Raw genomic sequence first — 14631 nt, 5'->3', positions numbered from 1 at the left:
TCCCTACCGGTCCCCTCGAGCCATCCGGATCAGTGCTTCCGCGTCGAGGTCGTCGACCGACTCCTCGCCACCGTCCCGGGTCTCCTCCTCAGCCACGTCGCCGCGCGCCAGATCGAACAAGGTGTCCAGCAGCCTCGCCTGGCGCAGCCGTTCGATCGGGATCGAGGCGAGAACCGCGCGGATCTCGGCGGTGTCGTCATCGGTCCGGCCGCCGGTCACGGCCTCCGGTTCGACGGATTCGAGGAGATACCCGGCCACCGCCGCCGCGTTCGGGTGGTCGAAGACGAGGGTGGCGGGCAATCGCAGACCGGTGATCTTGCTGAGCCGGTTCCGCAACCCGACGCTGGCGAGCGAATCGAATCCCATGTCCGTGAACGTCCGGCCGGGGTCGATCGCCGACGCCGATTCGTGTCCGAGCACGGCCGACACCTGCGCCTGCACCACCTCCAGGACCACCTGCTCGCGGTCCTCGTCGGCGACCCCGGCCAGCCGTTGCGCGAGCGAACCGCCGGTGGGCTCAGCGGTCCGTGCCGGAACCCGAACCAGTCCGCGCAGCAGCGGGGGCAGCGCCCCCGTCCGGGCCTGGGCCCGCAGTCCGGCCATGTCCAGCTGCACCGGAGCCAGGAGTCCGGTGTCGAGACCCAGTGCGTAGTCGAACAGCTCCAGGCCACGATCGACCGGCAGCAGTGCCACACCGGCGCTCTCGATACGGGCCACATTGGTGCTGTCGAGGCGGCCGGCCATCCCGGCCCCGTCGCCCCACACACCCCAGGCCAGGGAGGTGGCGGGCACTCCGGCGGCCCGCAGCCGCTGAGCCATCGCGTCGAGCCCGGCGTTCGCGGCGGCGTAGCAGGCCTGCCCCGGGTTGCCGAACAGCGAGGCGCCCGAGGAGAACAGCACGAACGCCGACAGGTCCGCGTCCGCGGTCAGCTCGTGCAGCAGCCACGCCGCGTCCACCTTCGGTCGCATGACCTCGGCGAGCTGGTCCGGGGTGACCGACTCGACCACCCCGTCGGCGAGCACACCGGCGGTGTGCACGACCGCCGTGAGCGGGGCCTCCAGCGAGTCCAGCACGGCGACGACCTGGTCCCGGTCGCCGATGTCGCAGGCCACGATCCGCACCCGCGCACCGAGCGCGGTCAGCTCGGCCTCCAGTTCGGCGGCGCCGTCGGCGTCGGGGCCGCGCCGGCTGACCAGCACCAGGTTCTTCACGCGGTGCGTGGCGGCCAGATGACGGGCGAACACCACACCCAGGCCGCCGGTGCCGCCGGTGACCAGCACGGTGCCGTCCGGGTCGAGCGAGCGCATCGCGTCCTCGGCGACCGCGGGCACCCGCGCCAGTCGCGGCGCCGACACCTGGCCCGCCCGCACGGCCAGCTGCGGTTCGCCGACTGCCAGCAAGGTCTCCCACGGCACGTCGGCACCGTCGTCGTCGAGGTCGACGAGCAGGATCCGGCCCGGATGCTCGGACTGGACACTTCGCCCGAGACCCCAGGCCGCGGCCTGGGCGATGTCGGGTGTCTCCCCGCCGAGCGCCACCGCGCCGCGGGTGACCGCGACCAGCCGGGTCGCGCCCAGACGTTCGCTTGCCAGCCACCGTTGCAGCGTGGTGAGCATCTGTTCGGCGGCTTCACGGGCTGCCGAGGCCGGAGCGTCCGAGGTGAGATCCGGGGCGATCCGGACCAGGACCGCGTCAGGGACCGCGTCGCCCTCGGCGACCGCCCGTTCCACCGCGTCCAGATCGGTGAAACCGTCAGCGCCCCAGCCCACGCGGACCAGCCGCGCCGGTTCCGCCGGCCCCATCGGTACCGGCACCCACTCGACCTCGTACAGCGAGTCCGGTCCTCCGCCGCGCGCCGCCTCGAGCTGCGCCGGGTCCACCGTTCGGTACACCAGGCCGCCGATGCTCATCACCGGCTCGCCGGTCTCGTCCACCATGTCGACGTGCAGTCCGGTCTCGGCGGAGGTGACGATCCGCACCCGTGCCGACCGCACACGCCGCCCCGGGCGCACCCCCGACCACGTGAACGGCATCTCCACCGACGCGTTCGGGTCCTTGTCCACCAGCGCGCCCTGCAACGCGGCGTCGAACAGGCCGGGATGCAGCACGAAGCCCGCATCGTCGGCATCATCGGGCAGCGCTACTTCGGTGCAGATCTCGGTCCCGGCCCGCCAGGCGGCACGGATGCCCTTGAACAGCGGCCCGTAGTCGAGTCCGGCCAGCTCCATCCGCTCGTACAGCGCGTCGACCGCGATCGGCTCGGCACCCGCCGGCGGCCACTGCGCCGGAGCCGGTGCGGGCGAAGCGGACTCGGCGGTCAGCCAGCCGCGCACGTGGCAGATCGGTTCGGGGGCTTCGTCGTCCGGCCCGGCGTCCGGGGTCGAGTACACCGCGACCTCGCGGCGCCCGTCGTCCTCCAGAGCGCCGACGGTCACCTGGATCCGGCAGCCCGCCTCGTCGTCGAGAACGAGCGGTGCCTCCAGCACCGCTTCATCCAGGGCTCCGCAGCCGACCCCGGCGCCCGCGGCCAACGCCAGTTCCACCAGTGCGGTGCCTGGAGCGATGGGGATGCCGAAAACCACGTGGTCACGGATCCACGGCTGGGAGTCCGTGGTGAGCCGTCCGGTGTACACCCACTCGTCCCGGTCACCGACCCGCGATGCCGCCGCGAGGACGGGGTGGTTCACCGTGTGCATCCCGATGGCCGCGGCATCCCCGGCGCTGGTGCCCGACGTCAGCCAGTACCTGTTGCGCTGGAAGGCGTAGGTCGGCAAGGGCACCGCACGCGCACCGCTGCCCGCGTAGAACGCCGACCAGTCCACCGTCACACCGGCGACATGGGCTTCGGCCGCCGACAACGCGAACCGCTCGAAGCCGCCCTCATCACGCCGCAACGACCCGACGACACCCACCCGGGAGCCGGCGCCGTGATCAGCGACGGTGTCCTCCACCGCCATGGTCAGCACCGGATGCGGCGACATCTCCACGAAACACCCGGCGCCGTTGTCGACCAACGCCCGGACCGCCGGCTCGAACCCGACCCGCCCGCGCAGATTCCGGTACCAGTACGCGCCGTCGAGCACGGCGGTATCGACGAACCCACCCACCGTCGTGGAATAGAACGGGACCGACCCCGACGTCGGGGCCACCGGACCCAACACCTGCGCCAGCTCGTCCTCGATGCTCTCCACCTGCGCCGAGTGCGAGGCGTAGTCCACCGCGATCCGCCGGGCCCACACCTCCTCGCGCTCGCACGCCACGATCAACTCCTCCAGGGCGCCAGGCTCCCCGGAGACCACCACGGCCGCCGGACCGTTCACCGCCGCCACCGACGCCCGTCCCTCGTACGGGGCGATCAGCTCCTCGACCCGCTCGACCGACGCGGCGACCGACACCATGCCCCCGAACCCGGCGAGCCGCTCCGCGAGAGCCCGCGACCGCAGAGCCACCACCCGCGCGCCGTCGGCCGGCGACAACCCACCGGCCACCACGGCCGCGGCGATCTCACCCTGCGAATGGCCGACCACCGCCATCGGCTCCACGCCATAGGAGCGCCACAGCGCCGCGAGGCTCACCATCACCGCGAACAGAGCGGGCTGCACCACGTCCACCCGCTCCAACGACGGCGCGCCCGCTGCCCCGCGCAGTACGTCCTCGAGCCGCCAGTCGACGAACTCGCCGAGCGCGTCACCACACGCCGCGATCTCCCGCGCGAACACCGGGGACGAGTCGAGCAGTTCGACAGCCATCCCCTCCCACTGCGCTCCCTGTCCCGGAAACACGAACACGGGACGCGCATCGGGGGTGAGCACCTTGCCCTCGGCCACGGTCGCTGACGCTTCGCCCGCGCCCAGCTCGGCCAGCCCGGACAGCAGCGTGGCGCGATCGGATGCCAGGACCACGGCACGCTGATCGAGATGGGCCCGAGTGGTCGCCGACGAGAACCCGACCTCGGCCACCGTGAGCTCCGGACGGGCCAGCACACTGGCCCGCAACCGGTCCGCCTGGGCACGCAACGCGGCCGTTCCACGACCGGACACCAGGACCGGAACCGCCGGTGGATCGGTGACCGGGCCTGGTTCGACGGCGTCGGCGGACACGTCGAACGGCTCTTCCTCCAGGATCACATGGCAGTTGGTGCCGCTGACCCCGAACGAGGACACCCCGGCCCGGCGCGGACGACCGTTCGTCTTCCACGGCCGCATCTCGGTCAGCAGCTCGACGCCGCCGGACTCCCAGTTCACGTGCGGCGAAGGCCGATCCACGTGCAGGGTGGCGGGCAACGCCTCGTTGCGCAGCGCCTGCACCATCTTGATCACGCCGGCCATTCCGGCGCCCGCGGAGCTGTGCCCGATGTTCGACTTGATCGACCCCAACCACAGGGGGCCGTGTTCGCGTTCCTGACCGTAGGTGGCCAGCAGGGCCTGAACCTCGATCGGGTCGCCCAGTTTGGTGCCCGTGCCGTGGCCCTCCACCGCGTCCACATCCGCCGCTGACAACCCGGCGTTGGACAGCGCCTGGCGGATCACCCGTTCCTGCGACGGGCCGTTGGGGGCCGTCAGACCGTTGCTCAGCCCGTCCTGGTTCACCGCGCTGCCGCGCATCACCGCCAGCACCCGGTGCCCGTTGCGCCGCGCGTCCGACAGCCGCTCCAGCATCACCACACCCGCGCCGTCGGCGAAACCGGTGCCGTCAGCGGCAGCCGCGTAGGGCTTGCACCGGCCGTCCGGTGCCAGACCGCGCTGCCGGCTGAAGTCCAGGAACAGCGTCGGCCCGGCCAGCACCGTCACGCCGCCGACGAGTGCCAGGGAACATTCCCCGGCGCGCAGAGCCTGTGCGGCCAGATGCAGGGCCACCAACGACGACGAACACGCGGTGTCCACCGACAGCGCGGGCCCCTCCAGGCCGAAGGTGTAGGCGACCCGGCCCGACACCACGCTGGTGGTGCCGCCGGTCAGCCGTAGCCCCTCGATCTGCGGTGCCGCACCGGCCGGTACCGACGCGTAGTCCGACGGGCCGACACCGCAGTAGACCCCGGTGTCGCTGCCGCGCAACGAGGCCGGGTCGATGCCCGCGTCCTCGAACGCCTCCCAGGACAGCTCCAGCAGCAGCCGCTGCTGCGGGTCCATGGACAGCGCCTCACGCGGGCTGATCGCGAAGAAGTCGGCATCGAACATCGTGGCGCCGGGGACGAATCCACCCGCGCGTGTGTAGCTGGTGCCGAGCTGGTCCGGGTCCGGGTCGTAGAGCCGCTCCAGATCCCAGCCACGATCGAGTGGGAAACCGGATATCGCGTCCCGGCCCTCGGCGACCACCTCCCACAGTTCCTCCGGGGAGTCCGCGCCAGGGTAGCGACAGCTCATACCGACCACCGCGAGCGGCTCGGTGGCGCGTTCTTCCGTCTCCCGCAGCAGAGCCCGCGTTTCGTTGAGTTCAATCGCGGAATTCTTGAGGTAACGGAGAAGCTTCTCCTGCTGCTCGCCAGTCACCGTACTCATGCCTTCCCTCGCACCTCACTGAACTCGGCTTCGATGACCTCAACGACGTTCCGCGCTACCGCGGCCTCGACCGGATTGCGAGCGGTCCCGATCCCGGTCCTGCGCGGGACCCATTCGGGCTCCGCGTCCGGTATCAGGGCAAAGAAGTCGTCATTGGTCACGCCTCGCTCCGGTACATAAGATCCCGTGCCTGAAAAGCCAATGGTCAAGGCACTCCCCGTATCCCCCGAATCCGGTCTTTCGCTGTCTGCCGCGCGGGTCTGCGTCGGCACGTTCGGGGTCATTTACCCCCAGTCACCGGAGCCGGCGTCATGCTGCGACAAAGCACTTCGCCCAAGAGGACTGGCCAATCAATGGACTTTTCCACAGCGCCAACCCAGCGAGACGATATACGTAAGGTCTAGCTGATTCGCGCGGATACCTGCTCTCCTATGTCCAGAACCTGCCAGCACGGATTCTTGTGTGTCCTCCACCTGTAACCCGGGAATCGTCGAGCACGCCGAGTGGCTGCTGGTGGACCGGGGACGCGGATCGGCAACGCGGTCGGCCGAGGAGGCCCCGGAGGCCGGTGTCGGCGAGATCACCGGTCCACGACAGGTACGGGGCCGGCGTGCCCTCGGCCGCCGACCGGATCACCTGACGGCACTCCGCGGGTTCGCGCGGTGCGAACCCGGTTACCCGCTCCGGTCCATGATGAGTACGGGCTTTACCGCCCGGCCCGTCAGTGCCGCCTGCTCGGCTTCGTTGATGGCGGTGAACGGAAAGGTCTCGAGCAGGCGGTCGAAGGGGAACTGTCCGTCGCGCCAGAGCTGGATCAAGTGCGGAATGAGTGACGTGGGATCCACGTCCCCCTCGACCACCGCCACCAGCTGTTTGCCGGGAAGCGTGTTCCGTTGCAGTACGACCTCGCCGGCCTGGATGCCGACGGAGGCACAGGTGCCCCGGGCCCGCAGGCTGTGGATGGCGGAAAGAATGACGTCGGGCACCCCTGTGGTGTCGATGCTGTAGTGCGTTCCCTGCCCGGCATGCTTCCGGACCTGTTCCACGACGGCCTCGTTGTCACCACCCAGCACTGTCGCGTCGGCGCCGAGTTCGGCTGCCAGCTCCAGCCGGGACGGATGGAGGTCGATCGCGATAATCGACTCCACCCCCACCGCTTTCGCGGCGAGCAGCGCGGCGAGCCCGACGGCGCCGACACCGAAAATGGCCAGGGACTCTCCTGGCCGCACGCCGAGCACGTTCAGCACGGTTCCGGCCCCGGTGATGATCCCGCAGCCCAGCGGGGCCAGCACCGCCAGCGGGAGGTCGCGGTCGACCACCACGGCACTCCGCGCGTCGACAATGGTCCTGGTGGCGAACGTCGACTGCCCGAACCACCGGGCCATGATCGGCTCACCGGCACTGCCGGTGGCACCGGAACCACCGGTGGCGAACTGCCCGAAAACGTTGCGCTCGACGAAGGTCTCGCAGTACGCGGGATGGTTTTCCGAGCACTGCGAACAACTGCCGCAGTAGGAAAAGGTCAGCACGACGTGATCGCCGACATCGACCCCGGATACGTCGGGTCCGACCCACTCCACCACGCCGGCGGCCTCATGACCGGTGATCATGGGGAGTCCGTCGGCGAATTCCGGGCCGCGGGCCATCGTGTCGCTGTGACAGAAACCGGTCGCGGTCACTCGCACGACGAGCTGGTCGTCACCGGGTTGGTCGAGCGTCACCTCTTCGATCGTGTAGGGCTGGTCGCCAGCACGGAGCACGGCGGCGGAGGCGCTGAGCATGGGCTGATCCCTTTGCAAGATGTGCGCGATGCCACGATGTTGAGAACGACGGAAACGTTAATGGGTGTTCAGGCGGTCGATGGGGCCTGTCGCCCATAGCTGGCATAAACCTGCCTGCGGACCAGTGGACGTGGCAGCCTTGCGTTTGACCGGCTCGAAGGCGGGTGGGAGAAGAATCCACTCCACCTCGTGAAGGATTGTTAAACGATCTCTACCTGTTCCCCATTTTTCATGGCGAGTACCGTGCCAGGGTCACGAGGTAGGCGATGACGAGCCGGATATGAGTGCCGCTCACACCCGTGCCTGCGCTGATCGCATCGGTCAGCGGGCCGCCGCGTGCTGGCCCTCGGCGGGCCAGGTGGTGTGGGGGCGGCACCTGACCAGCAAGACTCGCAGGTCAAGCCGTAGTCCCGTCGGCGGCGAGGGGCCCGTCAGCGATGGCACCCCGCAGGACGTGGGCGATCTCCTCAGGCTTGAGGTCGATGCCGTCGATCCCCTCCACAGTCAGCGGGACCTCCTCCAGCGCGTATTCGCCCCGGCCTTCGGCGCTGAACTCGGGCCCGGTGCGGTCTTCGAAGGACCACGTCGCGATGCGGGCGAGATAGAAAAGCTGGCGCTCGTCCTCGGTCTCCAGCGTGTGCAGGAGGCGGACGATCTCGGCTTTGCCCGCGATCTCCTCGTGGATCTCCCGGTGGAGGGCGGCCTCCCGGGACACGTCATGGGCTTCGACGCCGCCGCCGGGCAGCACCCAGTACACGGGGACGCCGGGCTTGGTGCGGCGGAGGACCAACATGGTCTCGTCCGCGGTGACCGAGGACGGCTCGGACTCGTTCGTTCATTTGGCCTTGTCTCCTTGGTCGTTGACGGTCTCAGTGCAGCAGCCAGCCGCCGTCGACGTGGACGGGTTGTCCCGTGATGAAGGACGCGGTGGGTCCCACGAGGGACGCCACCAGGACCGCCACGTCTTCGGGCCGTCCACGGCGGGGAACGCACTGGCGGTTGATCTGGTCCTCCGGGCGGACACGGTGGCGGGCGGGGATGACGGTCTCGGCCTCGACTTGGATGGCCCCCGGCAGGACCGTGTTGACGCAGACCCCGTACGGGCCCAGTTCGCGGGCGAGGGAACGGGTGAGGCCCAAAGGCCGGCTTTTGCGGTGCTGTAGACGACGAGGTTGGTCCGGCCCACCCGGGCGTTGACGCTGCCGAAGTTCACGATCCGGCCCCAGCGGCGTTCGACCATGCCGGGGGTCACTGCGTGGCAGGCGCGGTAGTGGGCGGTGAGGTTCATTCATGAGGAGCGCATTCGAGGGTGCAATCCGCGTGGCGCCCAGCGGCGCCGCCCGTGGCGCGCACCGCTCCGGCGCCTGCGGGAACGCTCGCGTTCCGAGGCCGCTCCACCCGCCGTGCCAGTGCCGTGCCAGAGAGGCCGGTAAGCCACGGTCAACAAGGGGCAGAAATCAGCTGGCCCCACCCGCCCCAGACTCGGTGTCTTCGCTGTTCAGAGAAGTATTGGGCACCCGGAGGCGCCCTCATTCCCAAGCTCGGAACGCGAGTTCGATTCCCGTCACCCGCTCCACAGCGAATGCCCGGGTCATAGACCCGGGCCTTGTTTGTTGTCTAGACCTCTCTGGTCGTCTCGCACCACTTCCGCTCCAGATGGCTTCGCGCTTCCCGCCCTCCGCAGCGGTTTCGGCGGTTTCGGCGTCGCGCTCGATTGCCGAACCCGCTTCTCAGGAGACGGTCAGGAGGGGGTGAACTCGTACTGCAGCTCATAGAGGTGACCGGCCTTGGCCATCACCGTGGCCTCGATGGGGCGCTCGCCGTCGCTGTAGACGACCCGCAGCGTCCGCAGCACCGGAAGATTCCCGGGCAGGCCGAGGACCGTGTACTGCTCCTGGGTCGGCACGCGGGCGGACACCTTGTCGACGCTGAGGCGGGGCGGATAGCCCAGTTCCGCGAGGAGGGCCGGGGTGCCACCTTTGATCTTGCGGCGGCCCATCATCGCTGTCCCGCGGGCCAGTTCCAGGGGGTAGTAGGACTTCACCAGCTCAACCGGCTCGTCATCCATGAGCAGCACCTGCGTCCGCAGCAGCGCCGTGCCGTCCTCCGGGAGACGCAGCGCCTCGGCGACGTCGGCGGGCGGGCGGACCTCGGCCACGTCCAGGAGTCGGCTGCTCCCGCGCGTCTGATGGCTGACGGCCTCGCTGATCCACCGATACGGCTCGCCGGGCGCGGCCGGGGCCATGTACGAGGCGGGGCGCATGGTGCGCTGCCGATGTTCGCGCACGGTGACGGCCGCTCCGGCGCGGCCCACCGCCAGGCCCTCGTCCTTGAGTAGCTGCAGCGCTTTCTGCACGGTCGCGTTCGACGCGGTGAACCGCTCCTTGAGCTGAGCGGTCGAGGGCAGCTTGGCGCCGGGACCGAAGTCACCGGACATGATCTCGTCCCGTAGATCGGCGGCGATCCGCTCGTGCAGTGACCGTCGGTCGGCTGCGTCCTGTTCGGCCTTCGGCACGGTCATCCCATCGTGAGTTCGTAGCGCAGACGCTGTCGGTGGGCGGGCATGGTGATCAGGTCGGCCTGGATGGCCCGCTCATCCCCGTCGAGGATCATCCGCTCCAGTCGCAGCACCGGTTCGTCGGGGCCGGCCCGCAACAGCTCGCGCTCTTCCTCGCTTGGCATCCGGGCCGTCACATCCTCCTGCACGCGCTGCCCCACGTAACCCAGTTCAGCGAGCAATGCCACCGCTCCGCCACGGATCTTCGCGGTGCCCGCGAGCGCGGTCCCTGCCGCGATATGGGCCGGGTAGTAGGAGTCGGTCAGCTCACACGGCTGCTCGTCCAGGTACATGATCCGGCGCCGGACGACGACCTGTTCCCCCTCCGCAAGCCCAAGCAGCCGGGCCACCACCCCCGGTGCGGGTACCTCCTCCGCCCCAACGATCCGCTGAGTACCCCGGCGCGGGCAAGACGGTCTGGTTCACCGTGAAGTCGACGCCAACCGCAGGGCACACCAAGTGACACCCCGGCCTGACAACAACGACGGCTGGGACCTGGACCAGCTACACCGCGCCGAGATCACGATCGCGATGAACTGGGTGATCCGCACCTGCCAGGACATCGTCCGCGAGTGCAGCCACAAGACGTTCTGGGTCCCCAGCGGAACGGACACCGGCACCGCGCCGACTACGGACCACCTCATCAAGTCGGCCCGCACCGACGTACTCAACAAGCTCCGCCAACAGATCAATGGCGTCGAGCGCATCATCACCATCGCCGAGCGCGAACGAGCCAAGCGCAAGAGGTGAGTTACAACCTTCTCTACGGGTTCAAGGCGGCTCGCATCCGCTCGCCGCGCGGCCCGGCCCCCCGCCGGGCCTGCGGGGCGAGTCTCTAAGATCATGGCCCCAACGTCGTGCTTTACCGGGCGGTTCCACACACTGCCCGACGCGCCGGAAGCTTACGGGGCCATGATCACTCGCCCCAAAGCAGCTCCAGCCCAAAGCCGCTCCGCCGAGCTTGACGTCCGACACTTCAGCCGAGTTTGCCGAAGCTCGACAGAACAGCGAGAGAGAAGATCGCGAGGCCGAGAAGGATGAACGCCATCAGCTTCCTGCTGAACTGTCGCTCCCAACGCCTCTCGGCGGCCCTTCGCTGCTGCTCGTACTGGTGCAATCCTTGACTGACCGCACGCGCCATCTCTTCCTCGTTCATCCTGCCCCTTCGCAGTCGCAACCCTCGGTGTACCCCTCCCAGCCCCACCTGTGGGGCACAGGAAGCAGCACAGTCTCTAGCAGCCACATCAACGTAAACAACCCCCGCCCATATGTACTGGTCAGTCGCCAGACGACGACGGATCCCGGCGGCCGGGACTGGATTCCGAACCGCCCGGCGAGCACGAGTGCGAACTGCCTGCAGGACCGAACCTGTAAGGGGTGATCACCGCGCGAGGGGCCGTGCCAGATGCGTGCCAGAACGAACGGTAAACCACGGTCAACACGAGCCAACCGTAGCCGGTATTGAAGATCGCTTCAGATGTTGTTTGCGCAGGTCGGCGGGGTGGTCAACCCCAATCAACCCGTGATTCCCAAGCTCAGAGCGCGGGTTCGATTCCCGTCACCCGCTCCACCACAAACCCCCAGGCCATCGGCCCGGGGGCGGTGTGTCAGTCCGCGGCGACTTCACGCGGTTGTCGTTCGGCCGTGGTCCGGGTTATTCCGGGTCGGCGGTTTCTCCGTGCGCGGCGTCTCCGGCGTGCCGGTTCGGGCGGCCGTAGTCGAGCCAGGCGCGTTCCCATTGGCGGGTCAGTGCCGGGTAGATGATGACGTACCGGAACGGAAGGATGGCGGCCATGTAGAGCCGTCCGAACAGTCCGTTGGGTTTGACCAGCGCCGCCATGCGCAGTTCGTATTCGCCGCCGTCGGTCTGCACCCAGCCCAGGTGCATGATGGTGTGGACGGTTTTGTTGCCCAGTTCGCGGGCCGCTTCGTTGTCGAGCTGGTACACCTCGGAGAACGGGTCGGCGCAAGGGACGGCGTCGTTGGCGGTCTGGGCGAGATCGAGGGGGAGGCGGTCGCACAGCGAGGCGACCCGCTTGCCCAGGCCCGCCCCGGAGGTGTCCCAGCCGAGCAGGGCACCGAGCTTCCAGCGCACCGCGAACAGGAACCGGACCGCGGCGGGATCCTTGCGGTTGTCGTAAGCCGTCTTCAGCGCTTTGGCCATCACGGGGAAGTCGTCGGGCCCGGCGTCGGGTGTGCGGAAGGACCACACGTCCTCGATCCGGAAGTCGTGGGTGAACTCGTGGATCCGCCACGGCTGTGCGGTGTGGGCGGCTTTCGGGATTCGCATCGGTCATTCCTTCCGAGCCGGTGTGCCCTGTCGGTCAGGCCGGGACCCGGCAATGGCGTCGCCGGCCATCAACGCGGACGGCGCGCCAGGTTGCGGTCACGCCAGAGAACACGGAACCGTTAGTTTTGGAACTATTGATTTCGATACTCATGGTTCCGTATGATCGCACCCATGTCTGCTCGAAAGCAAGCTCGCAACCCCGGGGGCCGCCCCCGGGACAGCCGCGTCGACGACGCCATCGCCTCCGCCGTTCGAGAGCTGCTGACCGAGGTGGGATACACGCGGCTCACGATGGCCGAGGTGGCCGCGCGAGCCGGCGTGGGCAAGGCGGCGATCTACCGGCGTCACGCCACCAAACAAGAGATGATCTTCGAGGTTCTGCTGCCGGATCAGTTCCTGGCCGTGGCACCCGACCGCGGGTCGCTCCGTGCCGACCTGGCCGCCGTGCTCGCCGAGATCGCGGACACCATGGCCTCTCCGCCGCAGGGGACGGTCCCCGGCCTGCTGGCCGATGTCCACGCCGACCCCGCACTACGTGACCGGTTCGACGAGAAATACCTGGGAGTCCAGCGCCGGACCCTTACGGAGATCCTGGACCGCGCGACCGCACGCGGCGAACTCACCACCCGCCCCGACCCGGCCATGCTCAACGCCCTGCTTGTCGGCCCCGTCTTCGCCTGGCTGTTCCTGCTGACCGAATCCCCCGACCAACTCCCCGCCCTGACCTCCGCACTTCTCGACGCGGCACTCGCCCTCACCAGCCCCGGATGAACGAGAGGGGCGCCCTGCTGGTCACATGCGGTGCCCGGCCGGGGAGTCCGGCGGGCGCTGGTGGCCCGGACCCGGGAGCGGGGCGCCCGCGTGGCCTCGGCGTGCACGGGGACGCCGTTCGGACATGCCGATCTCGCCCTCGCGGTGGTCCGGATGACCGCGGGTGCTGCTGCGGGAGCGCACCGGCGCGACGGCCGGGGCGTTGCGCTCCCGCTGAACGTCCCGGACCCTGGTCAGGGCTTCGCGGGCTTGTCCTTGCCGAACAGCCAGACGTCGTAGAGCTTCGTCAGGTCCTTGCCCGAGATCCGCTCGGACAGCGCGATGAACTGCTTGGTGTCGGCGTTGCCGTGCCGGTGCTCCTTGACCCAGGTGCGCACGATGGTGAAGAACGCCTTGTCACCGACGGTGCGGCGCAGCTTGTGCAGCACCATTGCCCCGCGCCCGTACACCGGGGAGTCCGAGACCCGGGCGGCGCTCGGCGGATCGGCGGGCGGGAAGTCCCAGATGCCGTCGCTCTCGTCGTCGGTGCCGTCGTAGAAGTCGCGGAAGGTCCGGTCGGTGCTCCGGCCGCCGTGCTGCTCCTCCCACAGCCACTCGGCGTAGGTGGCGAACCCCTCGTTGAGCCACATGTCCTTCCAGGCGCGGGGGGTGACCGAGTTGCCGAACCACTGGTGGGCCAGTTCATGGACGAGCAGGATCTCGTCCGGCGCGAAGGGGAAGTACGGCTTGGTCTGGGTCTCCAGGGCGTAGCCGAGACCGGACAGCCGGTCGACGATCGCGCCGGTGGAGGAGAACGGGTAGCGGCCGAAGGTCTTGTTCTCCCAGTCGATGACCTTGCCGACCTGGTCGGGAACCTTGGTGGACTGACCGGCCAGGTGCGGATCGACCGCGACGTACTGGGGGAGTCCGCGGTGGGTGGTCTTGTGGACGTCGAAGCGGCCGATGGCGACGGTGGCCAGGTAGGAGGCCATCGGCTCCCCGGAGTGCCAACGGAACGTGGTACGGCTGCCGTTGGTGCTGCGCTGCTTCAACTCCCCGTTGGATACGGCCGTCAGGCCCTTGGGGACGGTCATGGTGATGTCGTAGCGGGCCTTGTCGGAGGGGTGGTGGTTCCCGGGGAACCAGGCCATGGAGCCGGTCGGCTCGCCGAGTCCGACGGCGCCGTCGTCGGTCCTGATCCAGCCCTCCTCGGAGCCGTCCGGGTCCTTGATGGTCTTCGGCTTGCCGTCGTAGACGACCGTGGTGGTGAAGGCGCGGCCCTTGGGGAGGTCGGCCGCGGGGGTGAGCACCAGCTCGGTGCCCTGCCGTTCGGCCTCCGCCGTGCGCCCGTTCACCGTGGCCTTGCGCACGTGCAGCCCGGCGAAGTCCAGGTGGAAGGAGCTCAGGGCGCTGGTGGCGCGGGCGGTGATCGTGGCGGTGCCCTTGAGGCGCTTGGAGCGCGGCGTGTAGTCGAGCTTCAGCCGGTAGTCGGTGACGTCGTAGCCGCCGTTGCCCATCTTCGGGAAGAGCCGGTCACCGACGCCCGCGGCGCCCGGTTTCGCCCCTTGGGCGCCGGGTGGGGCCTCACTCCCGGAGGCCCCGGTGCAGGCCGTGCTCAGGGCGAGCAGCAGGACGGTGGACACGACGCATGGACGGCGACGATGGGACACGGGCGCTCCTTGGTCAGGTGAGCTGTTGATCGCCAATGAAACCGGCAGCACCGGGCATTGTCGAAGGAGATCAAGTAAACGTCG

General features: G+C 69.2%; 11 protein-coding genes and 1 pseudogene. 2 read left to right on the top strand and 10 right to left on the bottom strand.

The window, feature by feature from the left end; genetic code table 11:
* Nucleotides 1-3: 3 nt before the first annotated feature.
* The 7 genes and pseudogenes from AC4BEG_RS11755 to AC4BEG_RS11725 form a co-directional block, all read right to left on the bottom strand.
* The gene (locus AC4BEG_RS11755; protein WP_490707063.1) at nucleotides 4-5490 is read right to left on the bottom strand and encodes a type I polyketide synthase; all 5487 of its coding nucleotides are present in this window, start codon (nucleotides 5488-5490) and stop codon (nucleotides 4-6) included.
* Nucleotides 5491-5495: 5 nt separating this feature from the next.
* On the bottom strand, nucleotides 5496-5660 hold the full coding sequence (locus tag AC4BEG_RS11750) for a hypothetical protein (RefSeq protein ID WP_490705829.1): 165 nt from the start codon (nucleotides 5658-5660) through the stop codon (nucleotides 5496-5498).
* A 513-nt stretch (nucleotides 5661-6173) separates the two neighbouring features.
* Nucleotides 6174-7280, bottom strand: coding sequence for an NAD(P)-dependent alcohol dehydrogenase (locus tag AC4BEG_RS11745; RefSeq protein ID WP_490705828.1), 1107 nt, complete (start codon nucleotides 7278-7280; stop codon nucleotides 6174-6176).
* 397 nt (nucleotides 7281-7677) lie between these two features.
* Nucleotides 7678-8073 carry an NUDIX hydrolase gene (locus AC4BEG_RS11740; protein ID WP_490705827.1) on the bottom strand — a complete coding sequence of 132 codons (396 nt, stop codon included), beginning with the start codon at nucleotides 8071-8073 and terminating at the stop codon, nucleotides 7678-7680.
* A gap of 76 nt (nucleotides 8074-8149) precedes the next feature.
* The gene (locus AC4BEG_RS11735) at nucleotides 8150-8419 is read right to left on the bottom strand and encodes an SDR family oxidoreductase (protein ID WP_490705826.1); all 270 of its coding nucleotides are present in this window, start codon (nucleotides 8417-8419) and stop codon (nucleotides 8150-8152) included.
* Nucleotides 8420-9021: 602 nt separating this feature from the next.
* Entirely contained in the window at nucleotides 9022-9801 is a 780-nt protein-coding gene (locus AC4BEG_RS11730; protein WP_490705825.1) for a GntR family transcriptional regulator, read from the bottom strand.
* Nucleotides 9798-10241 (bottom strand): annotated as a pseudogene (locus tag AC4BEG_RS11725) (GntR family transcriptional regulator); the annotation flags it as partial. The pseudogene AC4BEG_RS11725 and the gene AC4BEG_RS11730, both read right to left, overlap by 4 nt.
* A gap of 55 nt (nucleotides 10242-10296) precedes the next feature.
* Here AC4BEG_RS11725 and AC4BEG_RS11720 point away from each other — a divergent pair.
* Complete coding sequence (locus AC4BEG_RS11720) at nucleotides 10297-10587, top strand: hypothetical protein (protein ID WP_490705824.1); 291 nt, start codon at nucleotides 10297-10299, stop codon at nucleotides 10585-10587.
* 226 nt (nucleotides 10588-10813) lie between these two features.
* Here AC4BEG_RS11720 and AC4BEG_RS11715 read toward each other — a convergent pair whose 3' ends face one another.
* Both AC4BEG_RS11715 and AC4BEG_RS11710 read right to left on the bottom strand, forming a co-directional pair.
* On the bottom strand, nucleotides 10814-10993 hold the full coding sequence (locus tag AC4BEG_RS11715) for a hypothetical protein (RefSeq protein ID WP_490705823.1): 180 nt from the start codon (nucleotides 10991-10993) through the stop codon (nucleotides 10814-10816).
* A 498-nt stretch (nucleotides 10994-11491) separates the two neighbouring features.
* Nucleotides 11492-12127 carry a DUF2867 domain-containing protein gene (locus AC4BEG_RS11710; RefSeq protein WP_490705822.1) on the bottom strand — a complete coding sequence of 212 codons (636 nt, stop codon included), beginning with the start codon at nucleotides 12125-12127 and terminating at the stop codon, nucleotides 11492-11494.
* A gap of 171 nt (nucleotides 12128-12298) precedes the next feature.
* Between AC4BEG_RS11710 and AC4BEG_RS11705 the strand changes: the two genes are divergently transcribed.
* Nucleotides 12299-12898, top strand: a complete 600-nt coding sequence (locus tag AC4BEG_RS11705; RefSeq protein WP_490705821.1) for a TetR/AcrR family transcriptional regulator — start codon at nucleotides 12299-12301, stop codon at nucleotides 12896-12898.
* A 233-nt stretch (nucleotides 12899-13131) separates the two neighbouring features.
* On the opposite strand, the gene AC4BEG_RS11700 is transcribed toward AC4BEG_RS11705, so the two are convergent.
* Nucleotides 13132-14547, bottom strand: a complete 1416-nt coding sequence (locus AC4BEG_RS11700; protein ID WP_490705820.1) for a M1 family metallopeptidase — start codon at nucleotides 14545-14547, stop codon at nucleotides 13132-13134.
* Nucleotides 14548-14631: the final 84 nt, after the last annotated feature.

The sequence above is a fragment of the Streptomyces sp. JLBJ103 genome (assembly GCF_058215575.1).
The sequence above is the reverse complement of the archived record's forward strand: the minus strand, read 5'-3'. Positions and strand labels throughout refer to the sequence as shown.

What these genes read in the sequence shown, in the direction of transcription:
- AC4BEG_RS11745 (WP_490705828.1), bottom strand. Translation starts at nt 7,280, where the DNA reads ATGCTCAGCGCCTCCGCCGCCGTGCTCCGTGCTGGCGACCAGCCCTAC.
- AC4BEG_RS11740 (WP_490705827.1), bottom strand. Translation starts at nt 8,073, where the DNA reads ATGTTGGTCCTCCGCCGCACCAAGCCCGGCGTCCCCGTGTACTGGGTG.
- AC4BEG_RS11730 (WP_490705825.1), bottom strand. Translation starts at nt 9,801, where the DNA reads ATGACCGTGCCGAAGGCCGAACAGGACGCAGCCGACCGACGGTCACTG.
- AC4BEG_RS11715 (WP_490705823.1), bottom strand. Translation starts at nt 10,993, where the DNA reads ATGAACGAGGAAGAGATGGCGCGTGCGGTCAGTCAAGGATTGCACCAG.
- AC4BEG_RS11710 (WP_490705822.1), bottom strand. Translation starts at nt 12,127, where the DNA reads ATGCGAATCCCGAAAGCCGCCCACACCGCACAGCCGTGGCGGATCCAC.
- AC4BEG_RS11705 (WP_490705821.1), top strand. Translation starts at nt 12,299, where the DNA reads ATGTCTGCTCGAAAGCAAGCTCGCAACCCCGGGGGCCGCCCCCGGGAC.